The sequence below is a fragment of the Actinomadura sp. WMMA1423 genome (assembly GCF_006547145.1).
Classification (GTDB): domain Bacteria; phylum Actinomycetota; class Actinomycetes; order Streptosporangiales; family Streptosporangiaceae; genus Spirillospora.
Map to the genome: position 1 here is coordinate 4,287,616 of NZ_CP041244.1, position 19,476 is coordinate 4,307,091.

The following is a 19,476-nucleotide window of genomic DNA, read 5'->3' on the forward strand; positions in this document are numbered from 1 at the left end:
TGGCGCCTCCCGTCACCGGAACGCCAGCAGCGACAGCAGGAACGACACGAGCAGCTGATCCAGCTGGAGGGTCGCGGCGGTCAGCGAACCGGTGACGACGCCGTTGCCCATGAACAGCAGCGGGCCGGTGACCGTGTTCTTGGCCGGGGGCGTGCCGAGCAGCGCCTCGACCCGTTCGACGACCCCGGACTCGGCGAACGCGCTCACCGGCCCCGGGTCGCGCGGCTGCGCGAGGGCGACCTTGGCGATCGTCCGGGCGACGGCCGCGCGGTCGCCGATCGCCTCCGCGGCGTCCTCGTCGGCCCAGCGCTCCGTGGCCAGCCGCAGCCGGGCGGCGAGGGGCCGCAGCGGCGGCAGGACGGCCTCGGCCAGCGCACCGGCAGCGAGGTAGCGGTGGTGCCGGTGGCGGAGGTGGGAGCTCTCGTGCTGGAAGACGACGTGGAGCTCCCCGGCCGTCAGATCCCGCAGCAGGCCCCGGGAGACCAGGACCCCTCCGCCGCGGCCGGGGACCGCGACGGCGATCGGGACGTCGGTGTCGAGCGGCTCGCCGGCGCAGGCCCGCGCGGCGCGGAGCGCGGCGCTCCGGCGCGCGGCGGCCCTGCCCGCGGCCGCCAGCCCGGCGGCCGACAGCACCGCCGCCGGGATCCCCACCGGGTCCGGGACGGGCCGGTCGTCCCCGAACAGCGCCCACTCGGGGACGTGCGCCGCGGCGGACGGCGCCAGCGTCGCCGCGTAGTTGACGGCCACGAAGAAGCCGGTGCCGAGCGCGGCCACCCCGGTCAGCGCCCCGGTCGTCGCCAGCAGCCGCGCCGACCAGGACGGGTGGAGCCGCACCGGCGCCTTCGCCAGCACGGCGCTCAGCGCCAGCATGATGGCGAGGGGCAGGAAGGTGTACCCGTTCACCCGCCGGCCTCCGGACGGTCGAGGAACTCGCGGAGCTCGCGCGCCTCCTCCGCGCTGAGCGACCGCGCGAACCGGTTCAGCACGTTCCCGGGATCGCTGGCGTGCCGCAGGTGCTCGCGCATGCGCCCCGCGACCAGTTCGGACTCGTCGACGGCGAGCCGGTAGCGGTAGTGCCGGCCCGCCCGGGTCCGCGAGACCAGCTTCTTCTCGTGCAGCCGGTGCAGGATCGTGTTCACCGTCGTGTAGGCGGGTTCACCTTCCAGCCGCTCCACCAGCTCGGCGGTGCTGGCGGCCCCGCCGAGCCCGGCCAGCGCGGCGAGCACCTCCGCCTCCAGCTGTCCGAGCGGCCTGCGCGTCACCGTCCTCAGCCCCCTTTCCGCTGCACGTCCGGCTCGAGGTAGACGAGCCGGGCGATCGGCACCGCCGCGCGGATGCGGGCCTCGGCGTCGTTGATCGCGTCGGCGACCTCCCGCGCGTCGTCCTGGAGGTCGACGGCGACCTTCGCGGCGACCAGCAGTTCGTCGGGCCCGAGGTGCATGGTGCGCATGTGGATCACGGCGGGGACGTCGCGGCCCTCCACGATCGCCTGCCTGATCAGGCGCACGTGCTCCGGCGTCGCGGACTCCCCGATGAGCAGGCTCTTGACCTCGGTGGCCAGCACGATCGCGATGGCCGCCAGCAGCACGCCGATCGCGGCGGTGCCGATCCCGTCCCAGACGCCGTTCCCGGTGATCAGTGTGAGCCCGACGCCCGCGAGCGCGAACAGCAGCCCGACCAGCGCCCCGGTGTCCTCCAGCAGGATGACCGGCAGTTCCGGCGACTTGGAGCGGCGGACGAACTGCACCCAGCTCGCCCGCCCCCTGCTGCGGTTCGACTCCCGGACCGCGGTGCGCAGCGCCGCCCCCTCCAGGGCGATCGCGACCAGCAGGACGGCGATCGGCACCCACTGCCACTCCTCGATCGGGTGCGGGTCGCTGATCTTGTGCCAGGCCTCGTACAGCGCGAACAGCCCGCCCAGGCTGAACAGGACGATCGCCACCAGGAACGCGTAGATGTAGCGCTCCCGCCCGTAGCCGAACGGGTGCTCCTCGGTCGCGTCGCGCTCCGCTCGCTTCCCGCCGATCAGCAGCAGCGCCTGGTTGCTGGAGTCGGCCACCGAGTGGATCGCCTCCGCCAGCATCGACGACGAACCCGTCAGCGCGAACGCCACGAACTTGGTGACCGCGATCCCGAGGTTCGCGGCCAGCGCGGTGATGACGGCCTTGGTACTGCCTTCGGCGCTCACAAATCCCCTGTCGTGCCGTTCTCCGAAACGTCCGGCCAAGCGTAGGCGCTGATCGCGGACGCCTACAACGACACTTGTGGCAGCCCGGCCGCCTCTCCGGGGATCACCGGCCCTTCCCGGTTTGCGATCATTGGGGGCGGCGGGGACCGCCCTGCCGAGCGCCGCGGATTCCGGCAGGATCCAGGTGGAGGCGACCGCGGCCGATCGGAGGGGCAGGGCATGGACGAGTTCGATGTCGTGGTGGTGGGGGCCGGGCCGACGGGTGAGAACCTGGCGGACCGGGCGCACGCCGGCGGGCTGAGCGTGGCGGTCGTGGAGAGCGAACTGGTGGGCGGGGAGTGCTCGTACTGGGCGTGCATGCCCAGCAAGGCGCTGCTGCGCCCGGCCGCCGCGCTGGCCGACGCGCGGCGCGTGGCCGGGTCCCGGGAGGCGGCCGGCGGGACGCTCGACGCCGCCGCGGTCCTCAGGCGCCGCGACGAGTTCACCTCGCACTGGAAGGACGACGGCCAGGTCCAGTGGCTGGAGGGGGCCGGGCTCGTGCTGGTGCGCGGCCACGGGCGGCTGGACGGCCCCAGACGCGTCGTGGTGCGGACCCCCGACGGCGGGGAGCGGACGCTGACCGCCCGGCACGCCGTCGCGGTGTGCACGGGTACCCGCGCGGCGCTGCCCGACCTGCCGGGACTGGCCGAGGCGCGGCCCTGGACCAGCCGCGAGGCGACCGCCTCCGAGCAGGTCCCGCCGCGGCTCGCCGTCATCGGCGGCGGCGTGGTGGCGTGCGAGATGGCCACCGCCTGGCGGGCGCTCGGCAGCGAGGTGGTGCAGCTGGTGCGCGGGTCGCGTCTGCTGCCGCGGATGGAGCCGTTCGCGGGAGAGCTGGTGGCCGAGGGCCTGCGCGCCGCCGGGGTCGACCTGCGCTTCGGCACGTCCGTCACCGCCGTCCGCCGCGACGGAGCGGTGACGCTCACCCTGGACGGCGGCGACACGGTGACCTGCGACGAGGTCCTGTTCGCCACCGGACGCGTCCCCGCCACCGCCGACCTCGGCCTGGACACGGTCGGGCTGACCCCGGGCCGGTCGATCGAGGTCGACTCCACCGGGCTCGCGTCCGGCGTGCCCGGCGAATGGCTCTACGCGGCCGGCGACGTCAACGGCCGCGCGCTGCTGACCCACCAGGGCAAGTACCAGGGCCGGATCTTCGGAACGGTGATCGCCGACCGCGCCGCCGGACGCCCCCTCGACACCGCCGACTGGGGACGCAGCGTCGCGACCGCCGACGAGCGGGCCGTGCCGCAGGTCGTCTTCACCGACCCCGAGGCCGCCGCCGTGGGCCTCTCACTGGAGGAGGCGACCAGGGCAGGGCACCGGGTGCGGGCGGTCGACTACGAGCTCGGCGACGTCTCCGGGGCCTCGCTGTACGCGGACGGCTACCAGGGCCGCGCCAGGGCGGTGGTCGACCTGGACCGCGAGACGCTCCTCGGCGTCACCTTCGTGGGCCAGGGCGTGGCCGAACTGCTCCACTCCGCCACGATCGCGGTCACCGCGGAGGTCCCGATCTCCCGCCTGTGGCACGCCGTCCCCTCCTACCCCACCATCAGCGAGATCTGGCTCCGCCTCCTGGAGACCTACCGCGGCTGAGCCGGGCCGGGGGCCTGCGGGGCGGCCGGGCGGCCCTCGGACAGCCGGCCGTCGGCCATGGAGTAGACGCGGTCGGCGGCGGCGAGCCGGGCCAGGTCGTGGGTGACCATGACCGTGGCCAGCCCCCGCTCGCGGGTGAGCCGGTCCAGCAGCCTGACGACCTGCTCGCCGCGGTGGTGGTCGAGAGCGCTGGTGGGTTCGTCCACGAGCAGCACCTCGGGGCGGTTCATCAGCGCGCGGGCGATGTTGACCCGCTGGCGTTCGCCGCCCGACATCCGGTGCGGCCGCTTGTGCTCCAGCCCTGCGAGGTCGACGGCGGCCAGCAGTTCGCGGGCCCTGGCGGCCGCCTGCCGCGGCGACCGGCCGGCCATGTGCGCCATCACCGTCAGCTGGTCGAGGGCCGTCAGCGAGGCGGGCAGGTTGGGCTGCTGGAAGACGATGCCGATGTGGTCGCGGCGCAGCCGGGTCCGCTCGGCGGGACGCAGCCCGGTGGTCTCCCTGCCCGCGACCGACACCGTCCCGGAGGCGGGGGCGATGAGCGTCGCGGCGACGGCCAGCAGGCTCGACTTGCCCGATCCGGACGGCCCGACGACCGCGGCGAACTCGCCGGGCCCGACCTCGAGGCCCACGTGGTCGAGCGCGGTCAGGGTGCGGTCGCCGTCGGGATAGGTCAGGACGACGTCGGCGAGGGCCAGGCTCATCGTGCGGCTCCCAGCGCGGTCAGCGGGTCGACGGAGGTGATCTTGCGGACGGCGAGGGCGGCGCCCGCCGCCCCGAGCACGACCATCACCGCGACGGGCAGCGCGGTGGTGGCGGCCGAGACCACGAACGGGACCCGGTCCCCGATCGCGAGGCCCGCCAGCACCCCGGCGGCACCGCCGAGCCCGGCCCCGGCCAGCAGCACCAGGACGGCCTGCGCGAGCGCGTCGCGCAGCAGGTAGCCGGTGCTCGCGCCGAGCGCCTTCAGGACGGCGACGTCACCGCGTCGCTGGATCGTCCAGACCGTGAAGAACGCGCCGATGACCAGCGCCGAGATGGCGAACAGGAACCCCCGCATCAGTTGCAGCGACCCGTTCTCGGAGGAGAACGACGGGATCGCGGACTTGGCGTCTCCGAGCGCGAGGGTGGTGGTGCCGAGCCGCCGCTCGGCCGCGTCCAGGTCCGGGTTCCCGGTCTCGCGCAGCAGCAGGACGGTCGCGGCCCGGTCGCCGCCGCCAGGGTCGAGGGCGCGCCAGTCCTCGATCCCGATCCAGGCGACCGGCGTGTGGCTGTAGGACGACGCGCCGCCCGTACCGGCCACGGTGAAGGCGTGCCCGAGGACCTGGACCCGGTCGCCGGCCGCCAGCCCCGTGCTCTCGGCCAGTTCCGCCGACAGCACGACCTGCCCGGGAGCGGGCGGGTGCGCGCGGTCCCCCGGCGCGACACCGAACAGCGCGGCCGGTGCGCCGCGCTCCCCGGACGGGCCGAAGGACATCCGGCCCATCGTGATTCCGAGCGGCTCGGCCCTCACGCCGGCGACGTCCTGCCACCCCTTCGCCGTCGCCGCGCCGATCCGGCTCCCCGAGAACGAGGTCTCGCCGCCGAACACGACGCGGTCGGCGGGCAGGTCCTCGACGGCCGAGGCGCTGTCGCGCGCCAGGCCGGCGGTCAGCCCGGACAGCATGGTCACCAGCAGCGTGATGAGCAGCACGACCGAGCCCATGAGCGCGAACCGCCCCTTGGCGAACCGCAGGTCTCGCAGCGCCACGAACACCGGGGCCTCCGTTCCACGTGATCCTCGGGATTGACGCCTCCCAGCGTGCGCGGCGGGCCCGTCCCGGCACATCGTGCGCCGGGTCCGCCGGATCGCCTTCTTCCGGACGCCCGGACATCAACCTTTCGATCGATGCGGCGCCGGAACCGCGTCGCCTACGCTGAGTGAGAAATGCCGAACGATCTGTTCTCGCCCGCGATGCGGCTGCTCGGCTGGGCCGTGCACGGCACCTTCCTGGTGCTGCTCGCGATCGCCCTGGTGCGCACGCTGCACGACGGGCGGACGGGGGCCGCCGCGGGCGGCCTCGCTCTCGGCGTCCTCTACGCCGGCGGCGTGTTCTGGGCCGGGCACGAGCGGCGCCCTCGTCCGGTGCCCGCCCGCCTGTGGCTCGCGCTGCTCACCGCGGGCTGGGCCGGTCTCGCGCTGGCCTCCCCCGACTTCGTCTGGCTGGCCTTCCCGCTGTTCTTCCTCTACCTGCACCTGCTGCCGCTGCCCGCCGCGCTGCCCGGCGTGGTGCTGCTGACGGCCGCGTCGGTCGCGGCCGTGGCCTGGCACGGCGGGGGCGTGACGCTGGCGGAGGTGCTGGGCCCGAGCATCGGCGCGTCCGTCGCCACGCTCATGGCGCTCGCCTACCGGGCGCTGTACCGGGAGAGCGAGCAGCGCCGCCGGCTCATCGAGGACCTGGTCAGGACGCGCGAGAAGCTCCTGGCCGCGGAGGCCGGCGCGGCGCGGCTCACCGAGCGCGAGCGCCTGGCCCGCGAGATCCACGACACCCTCGCCCAGGGGATGTCCAGCATCATCCTGCTGCTGCGCGCCGCCCGCCGCGACCTCGACGGCGACCGCGGCGCCGCGCTGGAGCGGCTGGCGGAGGCCGAGCAGGCCGCCGCGGAGAACCTGGAGGAGGCCCGCAACTTCGTGCGCGCGCTGGCCCCGCCCGCCCTCCAGCGGTCGTCCCTGCCCGACGCGCTGCGCCGGATCACCGAGTCGGCGGGCGCCCGTTCCGCGGCCCGCATCCGCTTCGAGGTGTCCGGGTCCCCCGCCGAGCTCCCCCTCGACTACGAGGTCGCGCTGCTGCGCATCGCCCAGGGGGCCCTCGGCAACGCCGCCCGGCACTCCGGCGCCGAGAACGTCGGCGTCACCCTGACCTATCTCGACGACATGGTGGTACTGGACGTCTTCGACGACGGCCGCGGCTTCGAGCCCGCGGCGGCCGGCGGGCGGCCGCCGGAGGGCGAGGCGGGCACCGGCTACGGTCTGCGGGCCATGCGCGACCGCGCCCGCGCGCTGGGCGGGGCGCTCACCGTCGAGTCGGCCCCGCGGGAGGGGACGGCCGTGGTGGCGTCCCTGCCGCTGCCCGCCGGCGGCGAGCGGCGATGAGCGGGCCGATCCGCATCCTGCTGGTGGACGACCATCCCGTGGTGCGCTCCGGGATCCGCGCCATGCTCGCCGACCAGCCCGGCTTCGCGCTGGTGGGCGAGGCGGCGACGGGGCGGGAGGGGGTCGAGGAGGCGCGCCGCCTGCGCCCCGACGTCGTGCTCATGGACCTCCAGCTCGGCACCGGGATCCACGGCAGCGAGGCCACCCGCCAGATCACCGCCGCCGGGTCCGGCGCGCCGCGCGTCCTCGTGCTGACCACCTTCGACACCGACTCCGACATCCTCGCCGCCATCGAGGCCGGCGCCACCGGCTACCTGCTGAAGGACGCGCCCCCGGACCGGCTGTTCACCGCGATCAGGTCGGCCGCCGCCGGGGACAGCGCGCTCGCGCCGAGCGTCGCCTCGCGCCTCCTCGGCCGCATGCGCTCGCCCACCGCGACGCCGACCGCGCGCGAGCTGGAGGTGCTGCGGCTGGTCGCCGAAGGGTTCTCGAACCGGGAGATCAGCAAGCGGCTGTTCCTCAGCGAGACCACGGTCAAGACGCACCTGGTGCACCTCTACGCCAAGCTCGGCGTCGACTCCCGCACCGCCGCGGTCGCCGCCGCCACCCGGCGCGGCCTGATCCGCCCGCCCTGACCCGCCTCCCGCGCCGCGCGGCGGAGGCGGCGTCACATGCGCCTGGCGGGCAGGACGGGGCGGGCGTCGGTCCAGCCCTGGCGGCGGACGATGGTGTAACTCTCGAGCCTCCCGTCGAGGTACTCCTCCACACCGAGCGGCCGCCCGGTCCGCGGATCGATGATCAGGCTCATGCGCCAGGGCCCCTGGCGGATCCAGAAGGCCACGCCGCTGCGGCCGAGCCGGTCGGTGACGGTGCCGGGACCGCGGTCGATCGGCAGTTCGGCCAGGACGCGGTAGAGGGCGGCCTGGAGGGCGGGCGGGGTGGGGGCCGACACGAGGAGCTCGGCGATCGCGTCCGCCGTGTCCGACGGTCCCGGCTTCCAGCGCGCCCGGTCCTCTCCGGGGGGCACGAGGATCAACCGGTCGAGGGCCGCCCTGAGCGCCTTCGGCTCGGTCGGCAGCGCGGCGATCTGGTCGAGGGTGATCGGAGCGCCCCCGACCGCGGGGTAGATCCCGCCCTCCTCGGCGCTCCGGCCGGTGCTGCGTTCCAGGGCCAGCGCCACGGGCGGAGGCGAGCTCAGGCCGATCCCCAGGCGGAAGATGTCGCACGAGCCGGGCGGTCGTGCTCCCGCCCGCCGCCACGCCCGCTCGTCGGCACGGCTCAGCCGCCGGTCGGTGACCGAGTCGATGATCACCCAGCTGGGGTCCCGGGCCTGCCGGGCGGCCCACACCCGGGCCTCGCAGGTCGAGGAGAACCGGTAGAGGATCTGCGCCGTGGGGGGCGGGGGTCCTGCCTCGGGGCCCGGCATGAAGCCGGCGAGGCTGTAGCCGCTGAACTCGGCGGTCCAGTACCTGCCGGGCGCGGGGCTGCCGGCCTCCAGCGTGGAGGCGGCGGCGAGCAACGTGCTGCGTGCCGGTGACGGTGCCGGTTCGCCGCCGGACTGCCTCGTCAGGACGAACAGGCCCGCGGCGAGGGACACCGCCGCGCAGGCCGCCGCCGCGAACCGGCCGGGACGTCCGAGCCCGAAGCCGGGCCGGTGCCGGGGCGCCCCGCGGGGCGCCTGCCCGGACGGCTCCGCCTCGGCCGTCGCGACGGCGCGGAGCCGCTCCAGCCGCCCGGGATCGGCGGGCGGATCGAGCCGGTCCGGCCGGGCGGCCGCCATCGCCTCCAGGAGATCAGTCTTCCGCGTCATCGGCGTCCCCTCCACTCGTGCCGTCGCGATCGTGTGACGCGTCCTCGATATGCCGGTCGAGGCGACGGCGCGCCCGGTGCACCCGCATCGCGAACGCGGGCCGCGAGCAGCCGAGGACGCCCGCGGCCTCCCCCGGGGACAGCCCGTGCCAGCCGAGCAGCATCAGGACCTCGCGGTCCCCCTCCGGCAGCGCGGCCAGCCCCCGCAGCAGGACGTCCCGGTCGACGACCACCTCCGCGACGTCCCCGGCGACCGGCGGCGCCGCCGCCCAGGCGTGCAGTTCCGCGGCGATCAGGTCCTGGCGCAGCGCGTCCCGGTACTGCTCCCGGATCACGTTGCGGGCGACGCCGATGAGCCAGGCCAGCGGGACGTCCGGCACGACGTCGCGGCGGCGCCACGCGACGGCGAACGTCTCGCTGGCCACCTCCTCGGCGAGCGTGCCGCCGACCCGCGTCACCGCGTACGCGTACACCCGGGCGAAGTACCGGCCGTACAGCTCGTCGAACCATCCGGCGGACCCGGCGGCGGCGAGCGGGGCGGCCGGGCCCCGCGCGCTCCGCCCTCGCGCGTCCAATCGCATCACAATGAGAAGTGCACCCGACCGGCCGGATATCACGCGGACCGGAGAAAGATTTTCCAGCGCCGGGTCAGGCCCGGACCTTCTCCGCGGTCCGAACCGCGGCGGCCTTCGGGGCCCTGCGGCCGGGCATCCACCAGTTGGCCCGGCCGCACAGCTCCATCACCGCGGGGACGAGGATCATCCGGACGACGGTGGCGTCGATCAGCACGGCGACGGCCATGCCGAGGCCGATCTGCTTGACCGAGACGTCGGAGCCGAGCAGGGAGGTCGCGAAGACGGCGATCATGATGGCGGCCGCGGCCGTGATGACCTTGGCGGTGCGCGCCAGCCCGGCGGTGACGGCCGCCCGGGTGTCGCCGGTGCGCCCGTACTCCTCCCGGACCCGCGAGATCAGGAAGACCTCGTAGTCCATGGACAGGCCGAACAGCAGCGGGAACATCATCATCGGCACCCAGGTCGTGATCGGCATCTCGGTGGGGAAGCCGAAGGCCGAGCCGAGCCATCCCCACTGGACGACCGCGACCAGCACGCCGTAGGCCGCGCCGATCGACAGCAGGTTCATCACCGCGGCCTGCAGCGCGATCGTGACCGAGCGGACCAGCGCGACCAGCAGCACCAGGGACAGGGCGAGGACGACCGCGATCATCAGGGGCAGGCGCGAGCCCACCTCCTCGGCGATGTCGATCCCGCCGGCGTTGGGCCCGCCCACCTGAACGCCGGCGCCGCCCGGGGTCCGGGGGAGCACGTCGTCGCGCAACTCGTGGACGAGGTCCGCGGTCGCCTCGTCCTGCGACCCGGTCTCGGGGAAGGCCATGAACATGGCGGCCCGGCCGTCCCGGCTGGTCCGGGCGGGCGTGACGGAGGCGATGCCGCCGGTCCTGCCGACCGCCTCGACGACGGGGCGCAGATCGGTGTCCGCTGAGCCGATCCGCGCGGCGAAGATCAGGGGCGCTCCGTAGCCGGGGCCGAAGCCCTCGGAAAGGATCGCGTAGGAGGTGTAGCTGCTCCTGTCGTGCGGCTGGACGCTCGCGTCGGGCAGGCTCAGCCGCATCGACAGCGCGGGGGCGGCGACCACGAGCAGCCCGGCGCCGGCCAGGACCGCGGCGAGCAGCGGCCTGCGCTGCACCGCCACGGCCCACCGCTCCGCCGGAGGGCGCCGGTCGAGGGACCGCGAGCGGGACGCGCGGCGCGGCAGGCGCAGCGAGTCGATCCGGCGGCCGGTGAAGCCCAGCAGCGCCGGCAGCAGGGTCACCGCCGCGATCATCGTGACGAGGACGGTCACCGACGCGGCGACGGCCACGCCGGTCATCAGCCGCTGCCCCATGACGGCCAGGCCGAGCACCGCGATCACGACCGTCGTACCGGCGAACAGCACCGCGTGCCCCGCCGTGGTGATCGCCCTCACCGTCGCGCGCTCGGGGTCGTCGCCGTCCCTCAGCCCCTCCCGGTAGCGGGTCACGATGAACAGCGCGTAGTCGATGCCGACGCCGAGCCCGATCATCGCGGCGACGAGCACGGTGAAGTCCGGCGCGGGGACGAGGTACCCCACCAGCCTCATCAGCGCGATGCCGCCGAGGATCGCCATCAGCGCGGTCACGATCGGCAGGCCCATCGCGACCAGCGACCCGAAGGAGACGAACAGGATCACCGCCGCGGTCAGGACGCCCACGCCCTCGCTCGGGCCCTGCGGCGGCGTCTCGGCCTTCTCCGCCCTCTCACCGCCCAGCCCGAGCGTCACGCCGTCGCCGGAGGCGTCCTTGACCGTGTCCACCAAGGGCCTGACGGCGGACTTCTCCACCTCCTTGTCGGTGAGCGGGATGGTCATGCGGGCGATGCGGCGGTCCGGTGTCACCAGGGTGGCGTCCCGGTAGGGCGAGGTCACCGGCCCGGTCAGGGGCGAGGCGTCCAGCTCGGCGATGACCTTCTCGATCCGCCGCCGGGAGGCGGGGTCGTCGATCCCCCGCGCCGCCTTGACCGCGAGGGTCAGCGTGTCGCCCTGGCGGTCCGGGAAGTGCTTCTCGATCAGTGCCTGGGCCTTGGCGGATCCGGAGTCGCCGCCGGAGAAGTCGTTGTCGGAGGGGGCGCCGAACCCGAAGCCCGCGAAGGCCACGGCCGCCACGCCGATGATCCAGGCCAGCAGGACCAGGCGGCGGCGCCGGTGGCAGAACCGGGCCAGCGCCGCGAGGGCGCCGTCCGTCCGAGGGGTCGCAGAATGATCGCTCATGGCGGCGATCGTCGCGCCGGCGGGCCCGCCGGCGCGTCTGTCGACGGACGGCGGCGCCTACACGATCGGGCGTACGGCGTCCGGGCCCCGTTACGCCGGATGGTGTAGCAGGTCGCGCGGCTGAGCGCAGGGGCGCCCGCGCACGGGGACAGTACGATCGCGTCATGGAACGCCAAACCGGGTCGTTCTCCCTGCGTGCGGCGGCGCACGACACCCTGCTCGCGCTCTTCGTCACCGTGATGCAGGTCCAGGGGACGGTCGCCCGCGTCGCCGCCGAGGGAGCGACGCGCCCGCCGGCCGATCTGGAAGGCCTCGGGTACGCGCTGCTGGCGGTGAGCGGCCTGGTCCTGGCCGTCCGCCGCCGGTGGCCGGTGCCGGTGTTCGCCGCCACCGCGCTCGCCAGCCTCGTGTACTACGGGCTCGACTTCCCCGACGGCCCCGGCTGGCTCGGGCTCTTCGTCGCCCTCTACACCCTCGCGGCCTACGGGGACGGGCGCCGGTCGCTGGTGATCGCCGGTACGGGGATCGCCGTGCTCGCCGCCGTCTGGCTCTACCAGGCGGCCGACATCGAGCCGCGGGCCGCCATCGGCTGGGTGTACTTCCGCATCGGCGCCTCGGTCATGAGCGCCGCCCTCGGCGAGTCCGTCCGGTCCCGGCGCGTCATCGCGGCCGAGGCGCTGGAGCGCGCGGAACTGGCCGAGCGGACCCGCGAGGAGGTGGCGCGGGCGCGGGTCGACGCCGAACGCCTCCGGATCGCCCGCGAGGTCCACGACACCGTCGCCCACGCGGTCGCGATCATCAACGTCCAGTCCGGGGTCACCGCGCACGTCCTCGACAAGCGGCCGGAGCAGGCGCGCGAGGCGCTGCGGGCCATCGAGGAGACCAGCTCCCGGGCGCTCCAGGAGATGCGGGCGATCCTCGGCGTGCTCCGTGACGACGACGACGGCCGCGCCCCGCGCCCCGGCCTCGACCAGATCGACGAGCTCACCGCGAAGGCGCGCGAAGCGGGGCTGGACGTCACGCTGGACGCCTCACCGCCCGCGACGCCGCTGCCGGGCGCGGTGGGGAGCGCCGCCTACCGGATCCTCCAGGAGTCGGTCACCAACGTGATCCGCCACGTCGGCCCCACCCGGGTGACGGTCGCGCTGAACCCGGGCACCGACGCGCTGGAGATCCGGGTGACCGACGAGGGCCGCCGTCCCGGGGACGGCTCCGGCACTCCCCCGGGCGAGCCCGGCCGCGGGATCCTCGGCATGCGCGAACGCTGCCGGCTGCTCGGCGGCGAGTTCGACGCCGGGCCCACTCCGGGCGGAGGCTTCGAGGTGACGGCCCGGCTGCCCCTCGCACCGGCCGGGGGGCGGCGGTGAGCGCGGCGCCGCCCGTGAAGGTGCTGCTCGCCGACGACGAGGGGCTCGTGCGGTCCGGGTTCAGGCTCCTCATCGACGTCGAGGACGACATCACCGTGGTCGCGGAGGCGACCGACGGCGCCCGGGCCGTCGAACTGGCCCGCGCCACCTGCCCCGACGTCGTCCTCATGGACATCCGCATGCCGAACCTGGACGGCATCCAGGCCACGGCGCGGATCACCGGGATGCGGGGGCTGGAGGACGTCCGGGTCCTCATCCTCACCACATACGACACCGACGCCTACGTCTTCGAGGCGCTGCAGGCCGGTGCCAGCGGGTTCCTGCTCAAGGACGCGGGGCCGGCCGAGCTGCTGCACGCGATCCGGGTCGTCGCGGCCGGGGAGGCCCTGCTCGCGCCCCGGATCACCAGGCGGCTCATCGGCCGGTTCGCCGCGCGGCACACGGCGTCCAAGGCCGCGCAGGACCGGCTCGCGGTGCTCACCGAGCGCGAGCGGGAGGTGCTGGCCCTGATCGGTCGCGGGCTGAGCAACCAGGAGATCGGCGCCGAACTGTTCATCAGCCCGGCCACCGCGCGCACCCACGTCAGCCGCGCGATGGCGAAACTGGGCGCCCGCGACCGAGCCCAACTGGTCGTCGCCGCCTACCAGACCGGCCTGGTAGAGCCCGACACCTGACCGCGCGGGCCGTCAGGGGCGCGGGGTGAAGCGTACGAAGGGGATGTGGCGGCCTACCTCGCGGTAGTCGTCGGCGGTGCCGTCCACGGCGAAGCCCATGAGCTTGCACAGCTTCCGTGCGGCGGTCGGGTGGCGGGGGGCGTAGGTGGCCATGATCTCGCCGCCCTCGCCGGCCGGGATCGGGGACGCGGTCGCCTGGACGCGCTTCCCGCCGACCTGGAGGACGACGTCCGGGCTCGCCATGACGTTGCGGTACCAGTCCGCGCGGGGGCCGAACCCGGACGCCGCCACGTAGCCGTCCTCGTCCTTCTGGACGACCTCGATCACGGCCTGGCGCGGCAGGCCGGAGACGCGGCCGGTGTGGGTGAGCAGCATGATGCGGCGACCGAGCAGCGGGCCGAGCCCGATGCGGTAAAGCCGGATGGGGAGCCGCCACAGCAGGCGGCGCAGTCCGGTCGGCGGGGCGGGCCTGTCGATGATCTCCATGTCCGGTCCTTCGGGGTCGGGGGCGCGGGGCGGCGGGCCGGGGGAGCGGTCATGCCCGCCCCTCCAGCAGGTCGTCCACCGCGGCCAGGGCGTCGGCGACCGGGAGGTCGCCGTCGATCATGTAGTGGAGCAGCAGCCCGTCGATCGCCGCGGTGATGAGGGTGGCCGCTCCGGTGAGCCGCGCGGGCGGCCAGTCCGGGTGCAGCGGCCGGAGGCGGTCCGCGATCTGCGCGCGGGCCCGGCGGAGCTCGTCGCGCAGCACCGCGCCGAGGCCGGGGTCGCGAACGGCGCCCACGATCAGCTCGGCGGCCAGCCGGGCGCCCCGCTCGTCGGCCGGGGCCTCGCCCAGCAGGTTCCGCATCCTCTCCAGTGCCGCGCGCTCGTCCGGCGCGGCCAGGAGCTCGGCGACCATGGGACCGACGACCAGGTCCGTGGCCTGGCGGAAGACCTCCGCGTGCAGACCCGCCAGCCCGCCGAAGTGGTAGTGGATCAGGCCCGGGTTGGTCCCGGCGCGCTCGGCCACCGCGCGCGTGGAGACGCCCGGCCAGCCCTCCCGGGCCAGGAGCGCGACCCCGGCGTCCACCAGCTGCCGCCGCCGGCGGTCGCCGCGCGGAGAATTTGGTCGGTCGGCCAAGTTGCTCACATGGCCAAGTTAGCACGGGCCCGGCCGGGGGTGGGAGGACCCGCCGCCGGAGGTCGTCCCGTCCGGCGGCGGGTCCGGTCTCTCGCCCTCAGCCGACGCCGAGGGTCAGGATCGGGGCGCCGCTCGGGCGGGCGGATCCGCCGGCCGGCTCGATCGTCACGCCGATGCGCCGGGCGTCGCCGAGCCCGGAGAAGACGGCGGGGCGCTCGGGTTCGGACGGGTTCATCGTCCCCGCGGAACGCGGAGCGGCCGAGCCGAGCCACCACATCTGGTACGTCCTGGCCGGCGGCAGGCGCCGCAGGCGGGAGGTGGTCACGACGGCCTTGCCGAGCGAGCGCGACGAGACCACCGTGACGGTGGCGGCGTCCGGCGTCCGGACGGTGGAGGTGTGCGCGTCCGGCGCGCCCATCACCGCGGCGACCTGCCGGTTCAGGGACTGCTCGCGGTCGGCGGAGCGCTGCAGGCGCCATGCCGCACCGACGCCGGCCAGCACCAGCACCAGGCACGCCGCGGCGGCCAGCCAGGTCAGCCCGCCCGCGCGGGGGGACGGCAGGCGGCGGGCGAGCGGCGGAGGCGACTGCCTGGTCCGGGCGATCTCCGCCATGACCCGGCCGCGCAGGTGCGCCGGCGGCCGCCGGGCGGCCGCGAGCGCCAGCCGGGCCGCGGTCTCGCGGAATCCCGCGGCCTCGTCGGCGCAGGCCGCGCAGCCCTGCAGGTGGCGCTCGAAGCGGCCCCGCTCGGTGTCCGGGAGCGCGTCCAGCGCGTAGGCGCCCGTGAGGCGGTGCAGGTCGGAGCCGTTCGGGTCGTCGGTCATGGCTGCACCCCCAGGCAGTCGCGCAACCGGATGAGTCCGTCGCGCATCCGGGTCTTGACGGCGGCGAGGCCGACGCCGAGCAGTTCGGACACCTCGCGGTAGGTGTAGCCGCCGTAGTAGGCGAGGGTGATCGACTCGCGCTGGGTCTCGGTCAGGCCGCCCATGCAGCGCCGGACCTGCTGGTGCTCCAGCCGGACGCCGACCTCCTCGGCGACCTCGTCGTACTCGGGCGCCGGAGCGGCGGCGCGCTCCTCGCGGTCCCGGTCGGCCTGGCTGGAGCGCACCCGGTCGACGGCGCGGCGGTGCGCCACGGTCAGCGCCCACGACATCGCGCTCCCGCGCTCCGGACGGTAGTGCGAGGCCTTGCGCCACAGCTCCACCAGCACGTCCTGGGCGATCTCCTCGGCCTGCGCGGGGTCGCGGACGACCCGCAGCGCCAGCCCGTAGACGGGCCCCGCGAGCCGTTCGTACACCTCTCCGAACGCCTCCTGGTCGCCGCGCGCGACGCGGCCGAGCAGCTCGGCCAGGTCCGGCGGCTCCACTCCGACCGCCCCCGCGAGGCGCGGCCCTTCGGCCGGTTCGCTCATCTCCACACTGGTGATTCGGTGCGGACGGCCCAACGGATGGGTCTGAATCCCGATGGAGATTCGGACCCATCCGCGCGGCGTCCGGCCCCGAACACCGGTCGTGGCAGACGAACGGACGACCGAACCGCGGCGCCTGGCCGCCGCACTGAGCGGCCTCGCCGCCGCCGCGGCCGCGATGGGGATCGCGGAGCTGGCGGCCGGCGCGCTCGGACGGGCGTCGTCCGCGCCGCTGCTCGCGGTCGGCGCGGGCTTCGTCGACCTCACCCCGGGATGGCTGAAGGACTTCGCGATCCGCCGTTTCGGCAGCGCGGACAAGGCGGTACTGCTCACCGGCCTCGGCGCCGGCATCACCGTGGCGGCCCTCGCCGTCGGCCTGCTGAGCCGGCGCCGGCTCGCACGGGGCCTGCTCGGGCTCGGCGCGTTCGGCGCGGTGGGGGTCGGCGCGGCGCTGACCAGGCCGGTCGCCGGGCCCGCCGACGCGGTGCCGTCGATCGTCGGCGCTCTGGCGGGCATGGCCGCGCTGACACTGCTGGTGCGCGCCGCCCGCCCGTCCTCCCGCGCGGAGCACGGCACCGCCGCACAGGCCGGCGGCGAGACGAACGAGGACGGCGCCGCGGACCGGCCGGACGGTCCGCGGCGCCGCTCCAAGGACACCGGTCCCGGGACGGAGGTGGATCGGCGGCGCGTGCTGCTGACCGGGGCCGGGGTGGCCGGCGTCGCCGCGGCAGGCGGCGTGTTCGGGCGGGCACTGCTGCGCCGCGGCGACGTCTCCTCCGTCCGCGCGGGGCTGCGGCTTCCGCCCCCGGCGAGCCCGGCGCGCCCGGTGCCCCGGGGCGCGCAGGTCCGGGCGGCGGGCATGACGCCGTTCCACACGTCCGGCCGCGACTTCTACCGCGTCGACACCGCGCTCGCCCTGCCGCAGGTCGACCCGCGCGACTGGACGCTGCGCATCCACGGCATGGTCGCCCGGCCCGTCGAGATGTCGTTCGACGACCTGCTGCGGGAGGCGCTGATCGAACGCGACATCACCCTGTCGTGCGTGTCCAACCAGGTCGGCGGCGACCTCGCGGGCAACGCCCGCTGGCTGGGCGCGCCCCTGGCGCCGCTGCTGCGCCGGGCGGGGGTCCGCTCAGGCGCCGACCAGATCCTCTCCCGCTCGGCGGACGGGATGACGCTGTCCACCCCCGCCGAGGCGATCCTCGACGGCCGGGACGCGATGCTCGCCGTGGGCATGAACGGCGAGCCGCTGCCGATCGCCCACGGCTTCCCCGTCCGCATGGTCGTCCCGGGGCTCTACGGCTACGTCTCGGCCACAAAGTGGGTCGTCGACCTCAAGGTCACGCGCTTCGCGACCGACCGCGCGTACTGGACGGAGCGCGGCTATGCCGAGCACGCCCCGGTCAAGACGTTCTCCCGCATCGACGTGCCGAAGCCGCTCGCGGGCGTGCGGGCGGGACGGGTCACCGTCGCGGGGACCGCGTGGGCTCAGCACCGCGGCGTCGACGCCGTCGAATGGCAGGTCGACGACGGGCCCTGGCGGGAGGCGCGGCTCGCCCCCGTCCCCGGCCTGGACACGTGGCGGCAGTGGGTCGCCGAGTGGGACGCCGGGCCCGGCTCCCACACGCTCCGCTGCCGCGCCACCGACGGGACCGGCCGCACGCAGCCCGGACACCGCGCCCCGCCGTTCCCAGACGGCGCCACGGGCTGGCATTCGGTGGTGGTCACCGTGACTTGAACCGTCCGCTCCCCCGCACACGACCGCGTCCCGCACACCGGAAGTCACACCGGAAGTCCACGACGAAGGAGTTCACCATGTACCGCAACCGCATCCTCGCAAGCGTCCTCGCGGCCACCGCCCTCGCCACCGGAGCGGCGGCCTGCTCCAGCGACGACGGCAAGGGCGACGCCGCCGCGGCTCCGGCGGAGTCGTCCGCGCCGGCGACCTCGATGAGCGGCTCGCCTGCCTCCGGGCAGCCGTTCGGGCCCGCCTGCTCGGCCGTCCCGGCGGACGGCAAGGGCAGCTTCCAGGGCATGTCGACCGACCCGGTCGCGACCGCCGCGTCCAACAACCCGGTGCTGTCCACCCTGGTCGGCGCCGTGAAGAAGGCCGGGCTGGTGGACACGCTCAACTCCTCGAAGGACATCACCGTGTTCGCGCCCACCAACGACGCGTTCGAGAAGATCCCGAAGGCGACGCTCGACAAGGTCCTGTCGGACAAGAAGACGCTGACGAGCATCCTCACCTACCACGTGGTCGGTCAGCAGGTCGCGCCGAGCGGGCTCGCCGCGGGCGACTTCAAGACGCTGAACGGCGCCATGCTCAAGAGCAGCGGCTCGGGCGAGTCCTTCACGGTCGGCGACGACGCCAACATCGTCTGCGGCGATGTCAAGACCGCCAACGCGACCGTCTACATCATCGACAGCGTCCTGATGCCGCCCAAGTGACCGAATGAACCAAGTGACCGAGTGACCCATGTCACGGCCGGGCCCCGACCACCCGTGGGGCCCGGTCGTGCCGTCTGTGACCTTGGTCCGGTGCTGGTCGGCGGGCGCCGCCATCGGGTGGCCGCCGCGGCCGCGATCACCCCGCCCCCGCTGGGCGGGCCGGAGGGTGCGCGCGCTACGTCAATGCGATGTGTCTCGATCGAGATATGAGAGTGACGGCCGAGACAAGTGAGACCTGGGTACCGGCAAAGGACCCGTGCGAGGAGGAGTGCCTGGTCATTCCGAGCGAGGGGTCGCGCGTCGCCCCTCGCGCCGGGCCGGTGCTTTCAGGACGCGTCCTGGCGCGCGTTGGGAATCAATGGCGAAGGCCGCGGATCGGCCTGCTCGGCGGCGACCGTCGCCAACGCGTGCCGGAGCGTGGGACTGATCAGCATGTGCTCGTCGAGGCCCGTGCGTTGGAGGATCCGGCCGCACACCGGGCTCGGGCGGCTGAGCACCAGCCGTCCCCGCCGGGCGTTGACGGTCTTCCAGAGACCCACCAGGGCTCCCAGCCCGGAGGAATCACAGAACCGGACATCCTGCAGATCAAGAACGATCCGCCATGTACCCGGAGAGTGAGAAAGAACATGCTCCCGGAAGGCATCGGCCGTCAGGTAATCGATTTCGCCATCGACGCGGGCAAGAACGCAGGTGTCGCGATTCTCGATGCTTATCCGGAGTCTGTCGTGAGGGTCGTGCCACAGCAGCAACGACGTATGTTTTCCGTCTTGTACCGCGTCCATCACCAGACTCAACCTCCTGTTGAGCCGAGGCTACCCCGGAACGCGGAGAGCATTCATGAGGTCCCGCCCACACTCGCTGACCTCGCCCCTTACCGGCCGTGACGCGGCGCG

20 protein-coding genes are annotated in these 19,476 nt (G+C 74.9%); 7 read left to right on the forward strand and 13 right to left on the reverse strand.

Features of this window, described 5'->3' with window-relative positions; translation table 11 throughout:
* Nucleotides 1-12: 12 nt before the first annotated feature.
* From FKD65_RS19785 to FKD65_RS19795, 3 genes are read right to left on the reverse strand one after another with little or no spacing between them, the layout of a single operon-like run.
* Complete coding sequence (locus tag FKD65_RS19785; RefSeq protein WP_141578904.1) at nucleotides 13-903, reverse strand: M56 family metallopeptidase; 891 nt, start codon at nucleotides 901-903, stop codon at nucleotides 13-15.
* Nucleotides 900-1,262 (reverse strand): BlaI/MecI/CopY family transcriptional regulator, encoded by a 363-nt coding sequence (locus tag FKD65_RS19790; RefSeq protein ID WP_141578905.1) that lies wholly within the window; start codon nucleotides 1,260-1,262, stop codon nucleotides 900-902. The genes FKD65_RS19785 and FKD65_RS19790 overlap by 4 nt, the downstream gene beginning before the upstream one ends.
* Before the next feature lie 5 nt (nucleotides 1,263-1,267).
* Nucleotides 1,268-2,188, reverse strand: coding sequence for a cation diffusion facilitator family transporter (locus FKD65_RS19795; RefSeq protein ID WP_141578906.1), 921 nt, complete (start codon nucleotides 2,186-2,188; stop codon nucleotides 1,268-1,270).
* A gap of 219 nt (nucleotides 2,189-2,407) precedes the next feature.
* Between FKD65_RS19795 and FKD65_RS19800 the strand changes: the two genes are divergently transcribed.
* Entirely contained in the window at nucleotides 2,408-3,823 is a 1,416-nt protein-coding gene (locus tag FKD65_RS19800; protein ID WP_205718723.1) for an NAD(P)/FAD-dependent oxidoreductase, read from the forward strand.
* On the opposite strand, the gene FKD65_RS19805 is transcribed toward FKD65_RS19800, so the two are convergent.
* Together FKD65_RS19805 and FKD65_RS19810 are read right to left on the reverse strand one after the other, a co-directional pair.
* On the reverse strand, nucleotides 3,811-4,524 hold the full coding sequence (locus tag FKD65_RS19805) for an ABC transporter ATP-binding protein (RefSeq protein ID WP_141578907.1): 714 nt from the start codon (nucleotides 4,522-4,524) through the stop codon (nucleotides 3,811-3,813). The genes FKD65_RS19800 and FKD65_RS19805 overlap by 13 nt on opposite strands.
* Nucleotides 4,521-5,576, reverse strand: coding sequence for an FtsX-like permease family protein (locus FKD65_RS19810; RefSeq protein ID WP_141578908.1), 1,056 nt, complete (start codon nucleotides 5,574-5,576; stop codon nucleotides 4,521-4,523). Before FKD65_RS19810 ends, FKD65_RS19805 begins: the two co-directional genes overlap by 4 nt.
* 171 nt (nucleotides 5,577-5,747) lie before the next feature.
* Between FKD65_RS19810 and FKD65_RS19815 the strand changes: the two genes are divergently transcribed.
* A complete protein-coding gene (locus FKD65_RS19815; protein ID WP_141578909.1) occupies nucleotides 5,748-6,953 on the forward strand; it encodes a sensor histidine kinase in 1,206 nt (401 codons plus the stop codon).
* A complete protein-coding gene (locus FKD65_RS19820) occupies nucleotides 6,950-7,588 on the forward strand; it encodes a response regulator transcription factor (RefSeq protein ID WP_141578910.1) in 639 nt (212 codons plus the stop codon). Before FKD65_RS19815 ends, FKD65_RS19820 begins: the two co-directional genes overlap by 4 nt.
* A gap of 32 nt (nucleotides 7,589-7,620) precedes the next feature.
* Here the strand turns inward: FKD65_RS19820 and FKD65_RS19825 are convergent, their stop codons facing one another.
* From FKD65_RS19825 to FKD65_RS19835, 3 genes are all read right to left on the reverse strand, one after another.
* On the reverse strand, nucleotides 7,621-8,763 hold the full coding sequence (locus FKD65_RS19825; protein ID WP_141578911.1) for a hypothetical protein: 1,143 nt from the start codon (nucleotides 8,761-8,763) through the stop codon (nucleotides 7,621-7,623).
* Complete coding sequence (locus tag FKD65_RS19830; RefSeq protein ID WP_168221116.1) at nucleotides 8,747-9,337, reverse strand: RNA polymerase sigma factor; 591 nt, start codon at nucleotides 9,335-9,337, stop codon at nucleotides 8,747-8,749. The genes FKD65_RS19825 and FKD65_RS19830 overlap by 17 nt, the downstream gene beginning before the upstream one ends.
* Nucleotides 9,338-9,410: 73 nt before the next feature.
* Complete coding sequence (locus tag FKD65_RS19835) at nucleotides 9,411-11,567, reverse strand: MMPL family transporter (protein WP_141578913.1); 2,157 nt, start codon at nucleotides 11,565-11,567, stop codon at nucleotides 9,411-9,413.
* A 164-nt stretch (nucleotides 11,568-11,731) separates the two neighbouring features.
* Between FKD65_RS19835 and FKD65_RS19840 the strand changes: the two genes are divergently transcribed.
* Both FKD65_RS19840 and FKD65_RS19845 read left to right on the forward strand, forming a co-directional pair.
* Nucleotides 11,732-12,934, forward strand: a complete 1,203-nt coding sequence (locus tag FKD65_RS19840; protein WP_141578914.1) for a sensor histidine kinase — start codon at nucleotides 11,732-11,734, stop codon at nucleotides 12,932-12,934.
* On the forward strand, nucleotides 12,931-13,608 hold the full coding sequence (locus FKD65_RS19845; RefSeq protein ID WP_141578915.1) for a response regulator transcription factor: 678 nt from the start codon (nucleotides 12,931-12,933) through the stop codon (nucleotides 13,606-13,608). Before FKD65_RS19840 ends, FKD65_RS19845 begins: the two co-directional genes overlap by 4 nt.
* Nucleotides 13,609-13,620: 12 nt before the next feature.
* On the opposite strand, the gene FKD65_RS19850 is transcribed toward FKD65_RS19845, so the two are convergent.
* From FKD65_RS19850 to FKD65_RS19865, 4 genes are all read right to left on the reverse strand, one after another.
* Nucleotides 13,621-14,094, reverse strand: coding sequence for a nitroreductase family deazaflavin-dependent oxidoreductase (locus FKD65_RS19850; RefSeq protein WP_141578916.1), 474 nt, complete (start codon nucleotides 14,092-14,094; stop codon nucleotides 13,621-13,623).
* A gap of 49 nt (nucleotides 14,095-14,143) precedes the next feature.
* Nucleotides 14,144-14,737: a TetR/AcrR family transcriptional regulator gene (locus FKD65_RS19855; protein ID WP_141578917.1), complete on the reverse strand. Its 594-nt coding sequence runs from the start codon at nucleotides 14,735-14,737 to the stop codon at nucleotides 14,144-14,146.
* A gap of 88 nt (nucleotides 14,738-14,825) precedes the next feature.
* Entirely contained in the window at nucleotides 14,826-15,551 is a 726-nt protein-coding gene (locus tag FKD65_RS19860; RefSeq protein WP_141578918.1) for an anti-sigma factor, read from the reverse strand.
* Complete coding sequence (locus FKD65_RS19865; RefSeq protein ID WP_141578919.1) at nucleotides 15,548-16,138, reverse strand: sigma-70 family RNA polymerase sigma factor; 591 nt, start codon at nucleotides 16,136-16,138, stop codon at nucleotides 15,548-15,550. The genes FKD65_RS19860 and FKD65_RS19865 overlap by 4 nt, the downstream gene beginning before the upstream one ends.
* 100 nt (nucleotides 16,139-16,238) lie before the next feature.
* On the opposite strand from FKD65_RS19865, the gene FKD65_RS19870 reads away from it, so the two are divergent.
* Complete coding sequence (locus FKD65_RS19870) at nucleotides 16,239-17,873, forward strand: molybdopterin-dependent oxidoreductase (protein WP_368367263.1); 1,635 nt, start codon at nucleotides 16,239-16,241, stop codon at nucleotides 17,871-17,873.
* A 77-nt stretch (nucleotides 17,874-17,950) separates the two neighbouring features.
* Nucleotides 17,951-18,583, forward strand: a complete 633-nt coding sequence (locus tag FKD65_RS19875; protein ID WP_141578921.1) for a fasciclin domain-containing protein — start codon at nucleotides 17,951-17,953, stop codon at nucleotides 18,581-18,583.
* A gap of 326 nt (nucleotides 18,584-18,909) precedes the next feature.
* On the opposite strand, the gene FKD65_RS19880 is transcribed toward FKD65_RS19875, so the two are convergent.
* The gene (locus tag FKD65_RS19880; RefSeq protein WP_141578922.1) at nucleotides 18,910-19,365 is read right to left on the reverse strand and encodes an STAS domain-containing protein; all 456 of its coding nucleotides are present in this window, start codon (nucleotides 19,363-19,365) and stop codon (nucleotides 18,910-18,912) included.
* Nucleotides 19,366-19,476: the final 111 nt, after the last annotated feature.